Origin of the sequence: Sphingobium sp. C100, from assembly GCF_000508185.1 — a bacterium.
Taxonomy (GTDB): Bacteria; Pseudomonadota; Alphaproteobacteria; order Sphingomonadales; family Sphingomonadaceae; genus Sphingobium.
Genome location: NZ_AYOY01000165.1, coordinates 19,760 through 35,929, shown reverse-complemented (window position 1 = coordinate 35,929; position 16,170 = coordinate 19,760). Strand labels below are relative to the sequence as shown.

Here is a 16,170-nt window from a genome sequence, read left to right as displayed (position 1 = left end):
ATGGCCACCAAGAGCCCACAGACTAAGGTCAGGACGCGCAGCCATCCCTGGGTCGACACGCGCGCCCTGCTTTACTTTGGACTACATTTTGCGGGATTCCTGGCCTCGACCCTGCTGATGACCTGGGGTCTCTTCGCTCTGTTCTTTCTCGCGCTCGGCGGCTTCTCGCTCGACGGGCTGATGAACCAGCTCAACAACCTGACCACCCGCTACGTCATCGCGACGCCGCCCCGCGTCGCGTCCTTCAAGACAGTCTTCGCCGTGGCCCATGTCATCCTCTCTGCAGGGCTCATCGTCCTGCGGCGCGGCAGGATCATGCCCCCGGCCCGGACGCAGGGAGATCCCCGCCATGGCTGAGCAACCCGAACTCGATCTTCCCGCGCCGCCGGCGGCCCCTCTCGAGCCGGCAAGGGCGCCACGACGGACTTACTTCGCCGGCTATAGCCGGATGCAAATCCTTGGCGGACTGATCCTCCTGGCTGCAGCCATCTGGGGCATGTGGGTGACGAAGACGCTCGTCACGCCGAAGCAGGATCATATCGTCTCGGCCCGTCTGTCATCGATTGTCGGCGAATATGTGCAGGCCCTGGCGCGCTCGGCATCGCCACCGGCGCAGGTCGAAGCCGAGATGCGCACCTTCATGGCGTCGCTCGACAAGGAACTGCAAAGGCGCAGCGCCGGCGGCCAGATCGTCCTCGTCGGGGAGGCCGTGCTGACGAAGAACGTGCCGGACATCACCGACAGCCTGAAGAATGCGGTCTATGCTTCGGGCGTGCCACGGCCTCGTCAGGCGTCGGCCGAGGAGCTCCAGCAGCTCGAACAGCAGGCAATGGCGGCCGCTCAGCCGCAAGTCGTTCCCCAGGCACAGATCGCCGGGCAGTTGCCGGGGGCTTCTGTGCCGATCGATCCGATGCTGGCGGCGCAGGGCATGCAAACCGGGCCCATGCAACAGCAGGCTGCGCCGCAATATGCCCCGCCGGCGGCGCAGGTGTCCACCTTCGGAGGTCCCGATGGCAGCGGCGGCCAGTAAACCCGCTGCCGCGCCGGCTCCAGCCTGGCGGCCGCGGATGCGGCTGTGGCAGCTCTTCGGCCTTTTCGTCGCGGGCAGCATCGTCCTGAGCGCGATCGCCGAGTGGCGCAGCGACCATCTCCTGCTGATCAATACGACGGACTCGCTGCCGAACTGGGCCTTCCTGATTCAGCGCCACAAGCTGCCGGCGCGCGGCGACTATCTGTTCTTCGACCCGCCGCAGAGCGCGCTTCTGCGCCGCCATTTCGGCGCGAAGCCCCGGATGTTCGGCAAGATCGTCTACGGCATGCCGGGCGACACTATCAGCCATGCCGGTAGCGAGGTCGCCGTGAACGGCCGCACGGTTGCGCGGATGAAGCCGCTCACGCGGTTCGGCGAGCCGCTGACCCCGGGCGCGACCGGGGTCGTGCCACCGGGATGCTATTTCGCGGCGACGCCGCACAAGGATGGCTTTGACAGCCGCTATGCCGAGATCGGCTTCGTCTGCGCGCGCCAGGTCATCGGAACCGGGGAGCCCATCCTATGAGGATGCTCGTTACAGGCGGCCTCGCCGTCGCCGCGACGGTCGGAGCGCTCGTCGTCATAGGCCCGATGCGATCGGAAGCGAAGGATTACGGCCAGGCGGCGCAGACCTTCCCGGTGATCGAGCCTGATCTGCTCTCGACGATCGAGAACCGCCTGAAGCGCGCGGAGGCGAGCGGCGAGCTCGCGCGCACGAACGAGATGTTTGCCAAGCGCGTCGAGGCCAAGGTCCGGCGGCCCGATCCCGTGTCGGGCATCACGCCCGCGCGCACCGCCCGAAGCTGGGACTTCGATCCCTCGATCACGATGGAACGCGACATTCGCGACCAGAAGGGCAATCTGATCGCCGCCAAGGGCCAGCGGATCAACCCGCTCGATCTCGTCACGATCCGGCAGGACCTGGTCTTCATCGACGGCGACGACGCCGACCAGCTTTCCTGGGCCACGGCCCGCTATTCCGACATCAAGGCCAAGATCATCTTTGTGAATGGCTCGCCGATCGAGCAGATGACCGCGAAGAAACGGCGCTTCTACTTCGACCAGGAAGGCAAGCTCACCTCGCGCTTCGGCATCGAGCACACGCCTGCGGTCGTTGCCCAAGCTGGCAAGGTGATGAAGGTCACAGAGGTCGTCCTCAGGACGGGAGGCCCCAGCTGATGCCGCTGTGGCTCGACATGCTCCGCACGCCGATGGCGGCGCCTGAGACGGCCGATCTTCGGCGGCTGCGACGGATCTGGCAGCTTCTCTGCCTCCTGTTGGGCGTCAGCGTCCTTGCCCTGCAGCCCTTGCTGCGCCTGATCGGCCGGGCGGCGCCCTGCGCGATCGCCGCGCTGCTCATCGCGGCGGTGTTGACCACCGCGCTCTACCTCGCGCGCAAGCACCGCGCCGACTCCGCTTTTCTCGACGCTGCCGGGGAGGATCAGTGATGCGCGCCGTTCGATCCGCTGTGCGGCTCTTCGTGATGATGATCGCGGCCTTCGTCCTCGCGCCGAGCGCCGAGGCGGCCGGACCGACCTGTCACGGGAAATTCGTTAATCCGATCACCGATGTGTGCTGGTCCTGCCTGTTTCCGCTGTCGGTGGGCGGCCTCAAGATCTGGCCGAGCAGCCGGCCCGATACCTCCAATCCGGCGTCGCCCATCTGCCTGTGCGGCAGTCCCATTCCGCGGATCGGGATTGCGGTCGGCTTCTGGGAGCCCGCGCGCCTCGCCGACGTCACGATGAAGCCCTGGTGTTTCCCGAACCTGGGCGGCATGCGCATCGCGCCGGGTTTCGACATCGGACAGGGCTATTTGACGGGCCCCTCCATGGTCGGCGGCCGATCCCAGAGTACCGCGAAGTGGCACGTCCACTGGTATGTCTACCCGCTGCTCTACTGGATGGAGATACTCACCGACTTCGTCTGCTTCGAGCAGGCGAGCTTCGACATCGCCTATATGACCGAGATCGATCCGCTCTGGCAGGACGACTCGCTGACGGCGCTGATCAACCCGGAGGCGATCGTCTTCGCCAATCCGATCGCGCAGGTCGCCTGCGCCGGCGACTGCATCGCCGGCACCGTCCATCTCCCACTCGACCCGCTGTTCTGGTGCGCGGGCTGCCAGGGCAGCATGTATCCGCTGAACGGCAACGTCCCGTCTTCGATCGGTCATGTGCAGTCCTCGCGGCTCGCGCTGTCGCGCTTCGCCTACAAGATGCACCGCGAGGCGCTGGCCTGGGGCACGATGGGCTCGGCCGGGCTCTGCAAGAAGTACCTGATGCCGATCATGCGGAAGCAGCAGTACCGCTTCCAGATGGTCAACCCGATCCCGACGGTGAGTGGCCGCTTCGCCTGCTCCGCGATCGGGGCATCCACCATGCCGCCTGACGCAGGCCGCGCCTATCCCGCCGGCGGCGAGGACATGGGCTACCTTGTCTGGCGCAAGCGCAACTGCTGCGTCCTTTAGGAGGAACGATGCGCACCTATCTCTGGGTTCCGGCCGCCATTCTCACCATAGCCGGCATGTCGGCGCTGTTGGCGCAGAACGTCGACGGGATCGACATTCAGGCGATCAAGCAGCGCTCGGCCGATCTCCAGGCCGATGCCGAGGCCTTCGTCAACCAGGTGAAGGACCGGGGCGATGCCTTCCGCGAGGATGCGGCGCAGTCTCGCGACGGCGGAATGGCGAACATGCAGCGGGTCGCGAAGAGCGAACTGCCCAAGGGTCCGGCCGGGCCCGTCGACTTCGATGAGATCGTCGCCGGCGCTGCCTCGAACGCGACAGCGGGCAAGGGCGAGGCGCCCCAGCTCATCGTCTTTGCCAGCCTCTCGATGCCGCCCCAGTCTTTGAAGAAGCTGATCGCCGATACCGCCAAGGCCGGCGGCGTGGTTGTCTTCCGCGGATTCCCGAACAATTCGATGAAGGAGTTCGCCACGAGCCTCGGCAAGATCGTCGACCGGCAGGACGATTTCGCCAATGTCGGCATCGATCCGCGCCTCTTCCGCGCGTTCGACGTACAGGCCGTGCCGACCTATGTCGCGGTCTCGTCCGATTTCGACCTGTGCGCCGGATTTTCCTGCCAGACGAAGGTGCCGCCTTATGACCGGCTCGTCGGCAACGTCTCGGTCGAATATGCGCTCGAGCAGTTCGCCGACGGCAATGGTCCCGGTGCGCGGATCGCGGCTGTCGGCCTTTCCAACATGCGCAAGACTGCCCCGTGAGGCGCGCTCTTGCCTCTTCTGTGCTGTTCATGGCGCTGGCGATGGGATCGCCGGCATTGGGGCAGATGACACTCGATGAGGCACGGCAGCAAGGCAAGGCGCTCGGCACCGAGAAGCGGAACGACTCCACGCTGGTGCCTTCGAACGATGCACAGGCGGCCGCCGTGCCGGGCTATTCGGGCACGAACCTGCCGGAGGGCTCCTATTTCGACGATCCGGAGAGGCTGGAAGCGGCGGCCCAGTCGGCCAAGTCGTCGAACGAGCAATATCGCATCACCACCGACGCCGATCGCACCCGAGCGACCTTCAGCAATTCCGAGATCCTCTCGACGACGGCCCGCGCGACTTCGGTGGAGAATGACCCATCGACCTATCTCGCCGGCGAGTCGATGGGAGGAACCAAAGGCACCTGCGTGCCCTTGCCGCCCGCGACCGGCAGCGCGGGATATTACGAGGCGAGCTGCAACGCCGGCAGCAAGGTCACGACGGAGGCGCGAACCTGCAACGTCACCCTCGATGTTCGTGCCGAGCCGCGGACAGTCTACACCTATTATACGGGCCGGTTGAGCTTCCTGCCGACCGATGGTGGCCCTTATCCCGCGCGCGCCGCGTTCGACGACGAGATTGCATCGGGCGTTTGCTGGGAAAGCCGGGTCATCGACTATTGCGACAATATGAGCGCCTATGGGTACACTGCGGCGCCCAACTGCAAGAGCCTTGGCCATACCGCCGTCGAGGTCAAATGTACGGCGGAGGCCCAGGGGATCACGCCGGGCGAATACCATCCAGGCTATGTGCTCTCGACCGGCAATTATTGGCTGACCAAGCAGGACGAGCCGGCGGTGCCGGTGGTGACGCGCAACGAAGGTCTGTGTGCCGCGAATGCTGCCGACGCGAACTGCACGCTCGAGACCGAGGTCTGCACTTCCAGCGATCCGGTGACCAGGATCGTCAATGGCGTTCCCGTCACCCAGCCCTGCTGGGCATGGGAGCGCACCTATCAGTGTCATCGCATTTCATCGGCCAACGACTGCGGCGACCTCGAGGCAAACGGCAGCTGCACGTACCTTCGGACCGAATGCCTGGACGAGGAACCCGACGGGGGTCCCTGCAAGGTCGAGAACCGGGTCTACAAATGCCCGACGCCGTCAGGCGGCCCGAGCGATGCGCCCCAATATATCTGTGGCGACGACGTCTACTGCATCAACGGTGACTGTGAACCGATCGTTCGAGAGGCGTCCACCGAGTTCAAGGATGCGCTGGTTGCTCTCCATTCGATCGACCAGGCCGGCAAGGAGTTCGATGAGACCAATTTCACGGTCTTCAAGGGCAGCCGCGAGACCTGCCACAAGCCGGTCTTCGGTCTGATCAACTGCTGCGCGGGCAAGACGTCGGGTCTTCTCACCGTCGGTGCCGGTGCCGCGGCGCTGGCGGGAGGACCGGCCGCGATCGCCGCGCTGGCGACGCCCTTCCTGACCTTGTTCGCCTGCTCACAGGACGAGATGAAGCTCGACATCAAGGACCGCATGGGCCTCTGCCACAATCTCGGCACCTATTGCTCGTCGAGCTTCCTCGGCATCTGCAGCACGAGGCGAACGGCCTATTGCTGTTTCGAAAGCAAGCTCAGCCGGGTTCTTCAGGAGCAGGGCCGCCCTCAACTGGGCAAGTCATGGGGCTCCGCCAAGAAGGAGCAATGCCTCGGCTTCACGATCGATGAGTTTTCCCGTCTCGACCTGTCGGTGATGGATTTCACCGAGGTCTACGCGGACTTCATGGATGCGGCCAAGCTGCCTGATGAAGTCCAGACCATGACCGAAATCCAGCAGAAAATTCAGAATTACTACGACCTTCACGGCAAGTGAGATGGGCGAAACCATCTCCTTGCCGCCGAGCCGCAGCACCTGCCCAAGGACATAGGACCATGCCGTTCTTCATCATCGAGCTGCCCGCCCTTCTTGCATCGCTCACGGTGCCGACCCCGGCAGCGGCGCAACCCCATCGCTGCGGCACCCCTATAGCCAGCGTGGCCGATTGCTGCGTCCACTTCTCGGCCTGGGACGGCGGGCCAGCCTCCACACCACCTACCCATTCTTCCGCGCATTCTGCCTCAGCCGCTGAAAGGACGATGAGCGATGTCGATGATCGCTAGACTCTCGATGCTGGTCGCCCTGGGCGTTGGCCTGGCGTCGCCGCTCATGGCGCAGGACGCGTCGCCGCCGTCCGATACGATCGAGCAGAGCCGGCCTGACGACTTCTACTGCGGCGAGCGAAAACTCGGCCAATGGTTCTATTGCGACAAGCCGAAAGCCGTGCCGCGGGAAGCGCCGGCTGCACCGCCACAGCAGAGCGCCGTCGACCGCATGGCGGCGATCACCAAGCATCTCGACGAACTGAAGGCGAAGGCGATCCTTGAACCGTCGGAGGAGAATGTCATCGCTTATGTCCGCTTCCAGCGCGAGCAGCTCGACCGGGCGTCGACCTTCTCCGACGTCTGGCAGCGCGCGCTGTGGCAGAATCCCGACATCGACTACACGCTGCAAAGGCCGGTCTCGACGGTCGGCAAGCGCGCCTGGCTCGATAACCGGAAGGCCGATCGTGACGCGGTCCTCACCAATCTGGGTCAGCGTTACGGGCTGTTCTATTTCTACGCTCAGAGCTGCGGCGCCTGCGAGCTGTTCGCGCCGATCCTGCGCTCGGTGACCGACAGCCATCGCATGGCGGTGATGGCGGTGTCGATGGACGGCGGGCCGAGCCGGGAATTCCCGAATTATGTCGTCGACTCTGGGCAGCGCGCCCGGATGGGTGTGCCGGGCAACGAAACGCCGGCGCTCGTCCTGTTCGATACCGTGACGAAGCGCACGATTCCGATCGGCTACGGCATTCTCAGTGCGGATGAGATCATGGACCGGATCTTCACGCTCACGAACACCAAGGTTGGGAGCGATTACTGATGGCACAGCATCGTGGCAAAGGGCGTGCGCGCCGCTTCTTCCGCTCAGCGGGCGCCTCCATGGCGATGGTCGCCGCGCTCAATTTCGCGATTGTTGGCGTGGCGCGCGCCGATGTCGCCTCCGAGATGAACAATTTCTTCTCGGACGCGGGCGGCGCTGCCAATGTCACGGGTCCGTCGGCCTATCAGGGGCAGTCGGCAGGCTACTATTCGCTCGGCAATGTCTGGACGCGTTTCCCGCAGAAGAGCGTGCAACCGTTCAATCTCCAGCTTCCCAGCGCCCGGGCCGGCTGCGGGGGCATCGACCTCTTCTCGGGCAGCTTCTCGTTCATCAACGCCTCCGAAATCGTGGCTATGCTCAAAGCGACGGCCAACAATGCTCTCGGGTTCGCGTTCAAGCTCGCGATCGATTCCGTTTCGCCGGAGATCGGGAAGGTGATGGATGAGTTCAGCCAGAAGGCGCAGCTTCTGAACCAGATGAATATCTCTAGCTGCGAGACCGCGCAGGCTCTGGTCGGCGGAATCTGGCCGCAGATGGATTCGACGCGGGCGACGATCTGCGAGGCCGTGGGCAACAGCCAGGGCGTGTTCTCCGACTGGGCCGCCTCCCGCCAAGGCTGCAATAACGGCAACCGGCGCGATTCCACCATCGCGGGCAATACCGACGCATCGATGAAGGATCAGCTGGTCGGTGAGCCGCACAACTACACCTGGGAGGCGCTCAGAAAATCGGCCAAGTTTGGGGCGTTCGATCAGTCCTTCTCCGAATATGTGATGACACTGGTGGGCACGGTCGTGACCACGCCTTCGACCGATCCGAGCGTCGGCGGCAAGGTCGTGATGTTCGGTCCGGCCGAAGAGGCGGTGGTGACGGCGCTGCTCGACGGGACGGCGGACGCGCCGCCGGTCAAGATGCTCAAATGCAACGACGAGAATTGCTACGACGTCGGCGAGCAGACGCTGTCGGTCCCTGCGTCCTCGGCGTTGCGCCCGCGCATTGCGACGATGATCAAGTCGATGAGCGACAAGATCCGCTCCGACACGCCGCTCAACGCGGCCGAAAAGCAGCTGCTGAATCTGGCGACGGTGCCGATCTACAAAATCCTCGCCGTGCAGGCCTATGCGCATTATGCGCTGACCGACGGCGAGATCCAGACGCTGTCCGAGATCGTCGCGGTCGATCTCCTGTCCGCCATGCTCGACAATATGCTGGACCGGGTCGAGCAGGCGAAGGTCCACTACCAGACCTTCGACCAGGAAACCGCGACGCAGTGGAAACAGCAGATCGCGGCCACGCGCGCGAAGTTCAGCCAGCGCGATGTGCGGCTGAACAACAAGCTGCAGGTGACGATGCAGATCATCAACCGCAGCATCATGCTCGAGTCCACCCTGCAGAACTCGATGACGCCGGGCATGGCCTCCGCGCTCAATTTCTCGCGCGGGCTGAATGCGCAGGGGCTGAACTAGGGCGGGAGCGCGGCGATGCTGGAGGTCTTCACGGTCGGGGGCGGCGAATATCTCGTAAACGTGTTCAATGCCGTCGCGGCCTGGTCCGGGGGAGGGGGCTATCGCTCGCTCCTACGGGTGGTGATGGTGATGGGCCTGATCTACTCGCTGCTCGTTGTCGCCTTCACGCTCAACTACAAGGCGTGGATGAATTGGTTCTTGCAGGCGACGGCCATTTACCTTTGCCTGATGGTGCCAACGGTCAGCATCAAGGTGACCGATCGTATCAACCCGAGTCTCGCGCCGGCGACGATCGACAATGTGCCGATGGGTCTGGGCGTGTTGGCGAGCTTCACCACCCAGGTCGGCGACTGGCTCACCCGCACGGCCGAGACCGTGTTCGTGATGCCGAGCGAGCTCAACTACTCGACGAACGGCATGGTCTATGGTGCGCGTCTGTTCGACGCGACGCGCAATTTCGTGGTGAGGGACGCCGAATTCTCGACCAATCTCGAAAGCCACTTCAAGAACTGCGTCTTCGGGGATGTGATGCTCTACCAGAAGTCGCTCACCAATCTCGCCAAAGCGCCTGATCTTTGGGCGGCAATCGGGCCGGGGTCCGAGGCGCGCTCGCAGGAATGGCTCGAGCGGCAGGGCGATGGCACCGTCCAGAACTTCATCGTCACCTGTCGGCAGGCCTATCAGGCACTCGACGCCCAATGGGCGCCGATGATCGAGGCAAACGCCCCGCTGTGGGGCAAGGAGGTCTACCCCAAGCTGAGCAACGCCCTGGCTGCCGACAAGCTCAAGCACGACGTGCCGATCGCGAACACGGCCTTTACCGGATCGGGGAGCAATTTCACCGAAACGATGCGCCAGAACACGGCCATCAACGCCTTCATGCAGGCGCGCAACAGCATGGCCGGCGGGGCCGGCGCCGCGGCAATCGACACCTTTGCGCAAACGAGGGCCGACATTCAGGCCCGCAACACCTACAACTCGATCGCGCAGCAGGCGATGGCCTGGGTGCCGATCCTGAACATCGTGCTGACCGTCGTCTTCTTCGCGATGTTTCCTGTGATTTTCCCGCTGTTCCTCATGCCGCAGACAGGCGTCGGCACGCTCAAGGGCTATGCCATGGGGTTCTTCTATCTGGCGGCATGGGGTCCGCTCTACGTGATCCTGCACATGATCTGCATGACGAGGGCTGAGTCAGCGGCCAACGGCGTGGCCGGGGGAGGGGTGACGCTCGGCAGTTATGCCGGTATCGGCGCGGTCAACGGCGAGACAGCGACGATCGCCGGTTTCATGCTCATGAGCGTGCCGTTCCTGGCGGCCGGTCTTGCGCGGGGGGCGATGTCGATCGCCGGCCAGTCCATGTCGATGCTGGCGCCCGCGCAGAACGCAGCCGAGGCGGCGGCGCTCGAGCAGACTACCGGCAACTATGCCTATGGCAATGTGAGCTGGGCGAACTCGACGTCGAATATGCGCCAAGCCGATCAGTGGACCACAGCACCGAGCTATATGGGCGGCGCGCCCAGCGTGGGATGGCGCCAGGACAATGGCGCCATGATCAACGGGTTCGGCAATGGTCAGGAGGTGTTCGACACCTCCAGTGCGATCTCGCGCCTCGGCTTCACGCCGACGATGACGACGGGATCGGTCGCCGAATGGCGCGAGATGGCCAGCGAAGCGCACCGTCAGGCGCAAGCCTATGAGAATGCTGCGGCCGAGGTACTCACCGCAACCCACGCCAATCGCAGCGCCTTTGGCACATCGACTGAACGGTCTTCCGGTTGGGATTCCAGCAGCGGACGGCAGGCGAACACCTCCGTCGATCAATTCGATCGGCGGACCGGAAGCAGCACACAGGGTCAGGAGGAACGGGACACGATCTCGCAAGGCCAGCGAATATCTCAGGGCCATGATCGCCAGGCGCAGACTAACGATCAGATCATGGGATCGGTCACTGCAAATGTCGGCGGGAACCAAAATGGGGGGCGGGCAGGTGGTCGCGGCGGAGCGTTGGGAAGACTGCCGGGGATTGGCGGCAGCGTATCCAAATCCGGCAGCCAGATCGATGGGCTCCGTTACGGGACGGAGGAAACCCGCGGCAGCGACAGCGCCAATACATCCTCAAGTGGCGTGCGGGACGAACATTCAAGCGGAACCGGTGCGTCGATGTCCGACGGGACATATTCGCGCAGCGGCAGCTTCAGCCGGGCATCGGCCACATCTTCGGCGTCGGCTAGCACTGAAGATTCCCTGGCGCTTGCGAAGTCCTATTCGGAAACGGCCCGCCGCCTTGAGGAGCTTTCCCAGCAGTTGTCGCGTGATGCCAGCTATGCCGAGACGCATGGCATGCAACTCAGCGAAAATCTGAGCCAGGATCTCGCTCAATGGTATCGACGCCAGCAGGTCGAGAATCCTGGGCTTGATGCGCCGGAGCTTTGGGCGACCGACTTGACCGACCAGCAGCGGGTCGTGCGCCAGGAGATGATCACGCGCTGGATGCACGACAAGCAGGACGGCATTCGGGCCGAGATCGAAGGCCGTCTGCACGATCCGGACCTCGTCGACGTAAGCCGGCCGAGCATCTCAAGTGCGGCAGACGTGAGAGGGTCTTACCGGCCACATGGACCTGGGCGTCTGCCCGCGGGCCCCGGCGGGGGCGGCGACGTGGGCGCCGCCGCGATCATCGAGGCGGGCAAGACCGAACTCAGCGGCGATCGGGCTGCTGCGCAGACAATGCGAGGACAGCGCGTTCAGGGCTCCACCGATCTCCAGCAGGAAGTGAACCGCGACCACGATCGTGGGTTCTTCCAAGACCCTAAGCTTCGCGAATAAAGCTTAGAGGAGGTAGAAAATCGCTCCAACGAAGCCGGCCATCAGAAGATACGCAAGCGCGTAGCCGATCATTCCTCCGCGAGTAGGATTGCCGTGCTGATCGGTGAACATCTCGATGTCAGCCAGTTCCTCTTCAACGACACCAAAGACGGGGCCTCCCGGGAGGTCTTTAGTCTGGTTGTATGTGTTGAGATCAAATTTGAGGATGCGCATGGCCATCTCCTGGCAGCGGAGAATAGCCGGTTCGAGCTTTGTTCGCAACGGATTGCAGGGGATTATTGGGAGATTGGCGAGTTTATGAAAAAGCCATAGACTGCCGTAACCTCGCTATAGATCCATGACCGTGGGCTTCGCTGTGAGGCCATCGTCTCGGGACAGAGGGCGTCCGATATCTTGAATTATATGTCCCAAATATATCTCTGACATATTAGTTCATGAAATTCCGAGGGATTGAGGAACCTTGGAATTTATGCCAAAGATAGACCATGAAGGTAGGTCGAACCGATAAATTGAAGTCGTTGCTCGACGCTTGGGAGCCGCACACCGTGGCGACCAGCCCGCATCTCAAGGCGCTTGGGCTGACGGCGCAGGATCTGCAGAACTATACCGCCTCACAATGGCTGGTCTCGCTTGGCCGCGGAGCTTTCAAGCGCCCCATGGAAACCGTGACCTGGCAAGGCGCGCTATACAGCGTTCAATCGCAGCTCAAGCTGCCGGTTCATGTAGGCGCCCTGACGGGCCTCGAGATGACGGGGAACAGCCACTATCTGCGCTTCGGAGAGAGCAAGGCCTATCTCTTCTCTCCGCTGCATGTCGTCCTGCCGGCCTGGTTCCAGACGCATTGGGGGGAAGAAGTTCGGCACATGCAAAGCAAGCTCCTGCCGAATGACCTCGGCCTCACCGAGCAGCGAAGTCCGGAAGGCTATCCACTGACCACGGCGACGCCCGAACGGGCCATCCTGGAGCTGCTGCACCTTGCGCCCAAGGAATTCGATCTCGTCGAGGCCGGCCAGATCGTCGAAGGCATGACGTCGCTTCGCCCCAAGCTCATGCAATCGCTGCTCGAGGCCTGCGCGTCGGTGAAGGTCCGGCGGCTGTTCCTCTATCTTGCGGAGCGAGCGGAACTCGCCGTCATGCGCCATCTGAAGGTGGAGCAGATAGACCTGGGTTCGGGTGATCGCAGCCTTGCGAAAATGGGGCGCTATGTCCCGAAATACCGACTGCTCTTGCCCAAGGAGCTCGTTTCGGGTGGCAACTGAGCAATATCGCGATCAGGTCCGGCTCCTGCTGGACGTCCTGCCGCTGGTCATGGCCGAGCCCGTCTTCGCGCTGAAGGGCGGCACCGCGATCAACCTGTTCGAATGGGATCTTCCACGCCTCTCGGTCGACATCGATCTGACCTACCTACCGATCCACGACCGGGCCCAATCCTTGCGCGCGATCAGTGAGGCTCTCGCCCGGATCAAGGCGGACATCGAACGCCGCCTGCCACCGACCCGCGTGACCCAGACACGCCAGGGCCAGGAAGGGATGGAGGTCAAGCTCAACTGCCAGCGCGGCAAGACCCAGATCAAGGTGGAGGTTAATCCCACCCTGCGCGGCCATCTCCTTCCCCTCCGCGACTTGCCATGTTCGGACCAGGTGCAGGAGAGGTTTGAGGCGTTCGTCGAGGCGCGATGCCTCTCGCACGGTGAGCTTTTCGGCGGAAAGATTTGTGCCGCGCTGGACCGGCAGCATCCGCGCGATCTGTTCGACGTGAAGCGCCTGCTGGACGCAGAAGGGCTGGTCGACGAGGTTCGTCACGGCTTCGTCGGAGCGCTGGTAAGCCACGGGCGCCCGGTCGCTGAGCTGGTCAGCCCGAGCCGAAAGGATCAAAGCGCTACGTTCAAGGCTCAGTTCGAAGGAATGCCCTTCGAGCCATTCACCTATGAGGATCATGTCGAAACGCTCGATCGCCTTGTGCAGACGATTCATGCCTCGCTCGATGCCGACGATCGACAGTTTCTCAGGAGCTTCGAAGCTGGGGATCCGGAGTGGGAAAGCTTCCCGCTGCCCGCTGTCCGTGAGCTTCCAGCGCCGCAGTTCAAATTGATGAATATCCTTAGGTTCAGAGACGCGCAGCCCAAGAGGCATCAGGCCGGTCTGGCAGCGCTGGAAGCGGCGCTTTCGTAACCAATCCATCTCGGTCGTGAACAGGGCGCAGCTAGGCCGGCAGTTGGTCCAATTGAAGGCGGTGCGTGTCATGGGCAGTGACGGCGTATTCAATCGCGCCGGGGAGCCAAGGCCGGGGGAGGGGATTGGCGGCGAGTGGATTGTGAATGACGTAATATGGCGGTTGGCCACAGAATTTGTCGCGGTCATCGGGAAAGGCATAGAAACCGGAGCAGCCGACGATTGCGCTGACGCAGCGATAGTCCTCCTGGAGGAAGTTGTCGGTGGGAATCTCTTCGCCGTTGGCCTTGAGCACGGTGTCTTGCCATGAGAGCTGCCAGCCACCGAGCGGCTGACCTGTCTGCACGTCGACATGGGCCTGCGGGCTGCCGAAGGGAAGTACAGCCATAGCCGCGAGCGGGACGCCGCCAATGCCGAGGGTATCGCCGCCAAGCCGGCAGGTGTTCACCGCGATCACGAACGGGAGTTTCGGATCGACTGCCTCCTGCTCCAGACATTTGAGATAACCATCACGCTTGGCTTTGATGACAGACGTCCAGCGCAGGAGCATCTGATCGGTGGGAACCATACCGGCGCCGTTGGCGCCGCCATCCTGCCACTCCTGCGGCAAGCCGCCCTTGGCGGCGTCGCCCGGCTGCGCGGCGACCGCTTCGATATAGACCTGATCATCGATCAGGAAGTCTGGCCCCTTGTCCTCGCTGGCCATGTTCCAGCCGAGGTCCTGAAAGCGGCCATAGAGCATCGCTTCCCAGATCCGGCTCGCCAGCTTGCCGAGATCGCCGCGCTGGAACTCGACAAGGAAATGGCGGTCGCGGCAATCCGACCGCGCGAACCTCGCGACCATTGGCGTCAGATAGTTCGCGATGTCGGGATCGCTACTTGGCCAGATGCGCGAGAATGTTTCGCGAATGAGCGCAGTCAGTTCGTCGTTATCGCTCATTTCGTGCCGGGGCGACCATCAAGGCAGGGAAGGGGGCGACGCCTCGGTCCTCAGGGGGCTCGAGGCGTCAATCTCGACTAGCCGTTGAGCTTGTCCTTGACGGCTTTCGCCACAGTGAAGGTAAGTTTCCGGGAAGCGGCGATCTTGATGGTCTCGCCATTGGCCGGGTTGCGGCCTTCGCGGGCAGGCACGTCTTTCACCTTGAATTTTCCGAAGCCGTTGAGGCTTACTTCCTCGCCCTTGGCCGCCGCATCCGCGATCGCCGCGAAAACGAGATCGACCGCCTTGCGGGCATCCGCCTTGGTCGTGCCCGTCTGGCCGGCGAGGGTTTCAGCAAGCTCACTATTGTTCATTCGGATAGTCCTCATTTCAGTTGAAATTGCTCACTGCATAGCCGCCTGGACCGACCTGCGCCATCGGTGTGCTACGTCTGCATGAAAATGTCTGCCTTGTGGGTGTCCGACAGGCTCATCACACGATGGGCGAATGCTTCGTTTTCATCGGTCGCCTGATCAAACAGACGTGCGAGCTTTGCCAGATTTTCAGTCTGAAGGTCGCTGAGCGCCGCGCGATCAGCTCGAACGACGTCGATTTCGGTGCTGACGACATAGGAGAAGAACTTGCCCAACAGACCCGCGACGACGTCGCTGACCTGGATCAGCGGTTCGTCCTGCGAGTCCACGAACCTGAAGCTGTCGACTGGCACGCCGTCACGCATGAGGGGATCGGCCAGCAACTGGCGGCGGACGACTTCCTCGAGGTCGAGAACATGCGTCGAGTTGCGCAGCAGTGCGATCCTGTGGCGGAAGAAGATGTCGAACCCCTCGATCAGGATATGCCGATCCTCATCGTCACCTTCGATGAACGGAAAGCTCTCACCCTGAATGGCGTCCTCGAGAGCCTGGGCAAGAAGCCTCCCATAGAAGGGATGAAGGTGATCTGCTTCCTCTTCGACCATCTGCAGCACGACATGATAGAATTGCGGGCCATCGCGAGGATCGAGCGCGGGATAGTTGAAGAGCCGGAACAGGTCCGTGGTCGCCTCGAGGTCCCGGCGCAGGGCAAGGTTGAGCATATCCTTGAGAGCCGGTGCGACCAGCATCAGTTCTTCACGATCGCCCGCGATAAGTGCGGCGTCTACAATGTCGACGAGCGACCAGTAGATTACGTCCAGGCACTGGTAGTGGAGGAATAGCCCGTTGGCCGCGATCCAGTCGAGGAGGTCCCCCAGACGCCGTGAGCCCAGCAGGTCGAGAAAGTCGCCCTTGCCGATGTGCGCGAGCTTCATCTCCTTGGTGGTGGGCTGTAGTTTGAGAGCCGCGCGTAGAGGGGCGATGTCGATGGGTTTGCGAGGACCGCTATGGGCAACGCCGGCGAGGACAAAGCATCCCGGATTATCGACGTTCAACCCATCGGCCGTGACGTGCAAACGGCGGATGTTGTTCGTCTCGTCATAATAGAGCGTATAAGGCGCGTCGGCGCGATCCAGCCCGTGAAGGTGAATGTCGAGCCCGCGCAGATCTTCGATATCAATTCCCTGTTTGCTCTCCGTCATCCGCAATG

The 16,170-nt window shown here is 62.9% G+C and carries 17 protein-coding genes; 13 read left to right on the top strand and 4 right to left on the bottom strand.

Translation table 11 applies throughout. From position 1 onward, the window contains the following. The 11 genes from C100_RS40390 (at nucleotide 1) to C100_RS40340 (ending at nucleotide 11,495) form a co-directional block, all read left to right on the top strand. The gene (locus C100_RS40390; protein ID WP_019054288.1) at nucleotides 1–357 is read left to right on the top strand and encodes a hypothetical protein; all 357 of its coding nucleotides are present in this window, start codon (nucleotides 1–3) and stop codon (nucleotides 355–357) included. After that, nucleotides 350–1,030 (top strand): type-F conjugative transfer system protein TrbI, encoded by a 681-nt coding sequence (locus C100_RS40385; RefSeq protein ID WP_026149937.1) that lies wholly within the window; start codon nucleotides 350–352, stop codon nucleotides 1,028–1,030. The genes C100_RS40390 and C100_RS40385 overlap by 8 nt, the downstream gene beginning before the upstream one ends. Further along, nucleotides 1,011–1,556 carry a S26 family signal peptidase gene (locus tag C100_RS40380; protein ID WP_019054286.1) on the top strand — a complete coding sequence of 182 codons (546 nt, stop codon included), beginning with the start codon at nucleotides 1,011–1,013 and terminating at the stop codon, nucleotides 1,554–1,556. The genes C100_RS40385 and C100_RS40380 overlap by 20 nt, the downstream gene beginning before the upstream one ends. Next, nucleotides 1,553–2,209 carry a type-F conjugative transfer system protein TraW gene (traW, locus tag C100_RS40375; RefSeq protein ID WP_019054285.1) on the top strand — a complete coding sequence of 219 codons (657 nt, stop codon included), beginning with the start codon at nucleotides 1,553–1,555 and terminating at the stop codon, nucleotides 2,207–2,209. The genes C100_RS40380 and traW overlap by 4 nt, the downstream gene beginning before the upstream one ends. Further along, a complete protein-coding gene (locus C100_RS40370) occupies nucleotides 2,209–2,478 on the top strand; it encodes a hypothetical protein (protein WP_019054284.1) in 270 nt (89 codons plus the stop codon). Before traW ends, C100_RS40370 begins: the two co-directional genes overlap by 1 nt. Then, nucleotides 2,478–3,497, top strand: coding sequence for a conjugal transfer pilus assembly protein TraU (gene traU, locus C100_RS40365; protein WP_019054283.1), 1,020 nt, complete (start codon nucleotides 2,478–2,480; stop codon nucleotides 3,495–3,497). The genes C100_RS40370 and traU overlap by 1 nt, the downstream gene beginning before the upstream one ends. A gap of 8 nt (nucleotides 3,498–3,505) precedes the next feature. Then, the gene (gene trbC, locus C100_RS40360) at nucleotides 3,506–4,252 is read left to right on the top strand and encodes a type-F conjugative transfer system pilin assembly protein TrbC (protein WP_019054282.1); all 747 of its coding nucleotides are present in this window, start codon (nucleotides 3,506–3,508) and stop codon (nucleotides 4,250–4,252) included. 29 nt (nucleotides 4,253–4,281) lie between these two features. After that, a complete protein-coding gene (locus tag C100_RS40355) occupies nucleotides 4,282–6,114 on the top strand; it encodes a conjugal transfer protein TraN (protein WP_019054281.1) in 1,833 nt (610 codons plus the stop codon). 270 nt (nucleotides 6,115–6,384) lie between these two features. Further along, complete coding sequence (locus tag C100_RS40350) at nucleotides 6,385–7,203, top strand: conjugal transfer protein TraF (RefSeq protein ID WP_019054280.1); 819 nt, start codon at nucleotides 6,385–6,387, stop codon at nucleotides 7,201–7,203. A gap of 65 nt (nucleotides 7,204–7,268) precedes the next feature. Next, nucleotides 7,269–8,669 carry a conjugal transfer protein TraH gene (locus C100_RS40345; protein WP_026149935.1) on the top strand — a complete coding sequence of 467 codons (1,401 nt, stop codon included), beginning with the start codon at nucleotides 7,269–7,271 and terminating at the stop codon, nucleotides 8,667–8,669. A gap of 15 nt (nucleotides 8,670–8,684) precedes the next feature. Then, nucleotides 8,685–11,495, top strand: coding sequence for a conjugal transfer protein TraG N-terminal domain-containing protein (locus C100_RS40340; protein ID WP_019054278.1), 2,811 nt, complete (start codon nucleotides 8,685–8,687; stop codon nucleotides 11,493–11,495). A 3-nt stretch (nucleotides 11,496–11,498) separates the two neighbouring features. Here the strand turns inward: C100_RS40340 and C100_RS40335 are convergent, their stop codons facing one another. Next, nucleotides 11,499–11,708 carry a hypothetical protein gene (locus C100_RS40335; RefSeq protein ID WP_026149934.1) on the bottom strand — a complete coding sequence of 70 codons (210 nt, stop codon included), beginning with the start codon at nucleotides 11,706–11,708 and terminating at the stop codon, nucleotides 11,499–11,501. Between the two features lie 272 nt (nucleotides 11,709–11,980). On the opposite strand from C100_RS40335, the gene C100_RS40330 reads away from it, so the two are divergent. Beyond that, entirely contained in the window at nucleotides 11,981–12,754 is a 774-nt protein-coding gene (locus tag C100_RS40330) for a type IV toxin-antitoxin system AbiEi family antitoxin (protein WP_019054276.1), read from the top strand. Continuing rightward, nucleotides 12,699–13,667: a nucleotidyl transferase AbiEii/AbiGii toxin family protein gene (locus C100_RS40325; protein ID WP_235219114.1), complete on the top strand. Its 969-nt coding sequence runs from the start codon at nucleotides 12,699–12,701 to the stop codon at nucleotides 13,665–13,667. Before C100_RS40330 ends, C100_RS40325 begins: the two co-directional genes overlap by 56 nt. Nucleotides 13,668–13,698: 31 nt before the next feature. On the opposite strand, the gene C100_RS40320 is transcribed toward C100_RS40325, so the two are convergent. From C100_RS40320 to C100_RS40310, 3 genes are all read right to left on the bottom strand, one after another. Continuing rightward, entirely contained in the window at nucleotides 13,699–14,607 is a 909-nt protein-coding gene (locus tag C100_RS40320; protein WP_019054640.1) for a hypothetical protein, read from the bottom strand. A 77-nt stretch (nucleotides 14,608–14,684) separates the two neighbouring features. Continuing rightward, nucleotides 14,685–14,960, bottom strand: a complete 276-nt coding sequence (locus tag C100_RS40315) for an HU family DNA-binding protein (protein WP_019054639.1) — start codon at nucleotides 14,958–14,960, stop codon at nucleotides 14,685–14,687. A 71-nt stretch (nucleotides 14,961–15,031) separates the two neighbouring features. Continuing rightward, nucleotides 15,032–16,162 (bottom strand): DUF3800 domain-containing protein, encoded by a 1,131-nt coding sequence (locus C100_RS40310; protein WP_019054638.1) that lies wholly within the window; start codon nucleotides 16,160–16,162, stop codon nucleotides 15,032–15,034. Nucleotides 16,163–16,170 lie beyond the last annotated feature (8 nt).

Coding starts and splice junctions, on each gene's coding strand:
- C100_RS40390 (WP_019054288.1), top strand. CDS start 1: ATGGCCACCAAGAGCCCACAGACTAAGGTCAGGACGCGCAGCCATCCC.
- C100_RS40385 (WP_026149937.1), top strand. CDS start 350: ATGGCTGAGCAACCCGAACTCGATCTTCCCGCGCCGCCGGCGGCCCCT.
- C100_RS40380 (WP_019054286.1), top strand. CDS start 1,011: ATGGCAGCGGCGGCCAGTAAACCCGCTGCCGCGCCGGCTCCAGCCTGG.
- traW (WP_019054285.1), top strand. CDS start 1,553: ATGAGGATGCTCGTTACAGGCGGCCTCGCCGTCGCCGCGACGGTCGGA.
- C100_RS40370 (WP_019054284.1), top strand. CDS start 2,209: ATGCCGCTGTGGCTCGACATGCTCCGCACGCCGATGGCGGCGCCTGAG.
- traU (WP_019054283.1), top strand. CDS start 2,478: ATGCGCGCCGTTCGATCCGCTGTGCGGCTCTTCGTGATGATGATCGCG.
- trbC (WP_019054282.1), top strand. CDS start 3,506: ATGCGCACCTATCTCTGGGTTCCGGCCGCCATTCTCACCATAGCCGGC.
- C100_RS40355 (WP_019054281.1), top strand. CDS start 4,282: ATGGCGCTGGCGATGGGATCGCCGGCATTGGGGCAGATGACACTCGAT.
- C100_RS40350 (WP_019054280.1), top strand. CDS start 6,385: ATGTCGATGATCGCTAGACTCTCGATGCTGGTCGCCCTGGGCGTTGGC.
- C100_RS40345 (WP_026149935.1), top strand. CDS start 7,269: ATGGTCGCCGCGCTCAATTTCGCGATTGTTGGCGTGGCGCGCGCCGAT.
- C100_RS40340 (WP_019054278.1), top strand. CDS start 8,685: ATGCTGGAGGTCTTCACGGTCGGGGGCGGCGAATATCTCGTAAACGTG.
- C100_RS40335 (WP_026149934.1), bottom strand. CDS start 11,708: ATGCGCATCCTCAAATTTGATCTCAACACATACAACCAGACTAAAGAC.
- C100_RS40330 (WP_019054276.1), top strand. CDS start 11,981: ATGAAGGTAGGTCGAACCGATAAATTGAAGTCGTTGCTCGACGCTTGG.
- C100_RS40325 (WP_235219114.1), top strand. CDS start 12,699: ATGTCCCGAAATACCGACTGCTCTTGCCCAAGGAGCTCGTTTCGGGTG.
- C100_RS40320 (WP_019054640.1), bottom strand. CDS start 14,607: ATGAGCGATAACGACGAACTGACTGCGCTCATTCGCGAAACATTCTCG.
- C100_RS40315 (WP_019054639.1), bottom strand. CDS start 14,960: ATGAACAATAGTGAGCTTGCTGAAACCCTCGCCGGCCAGACGGGCACG.
- C100_RS40310 (WP_019054638.1), bottom strand. CDS start 16,162: ATGACGGAGAGCAAACAGGGAATTGATATCGAAGATCTGCGCGGGCTC.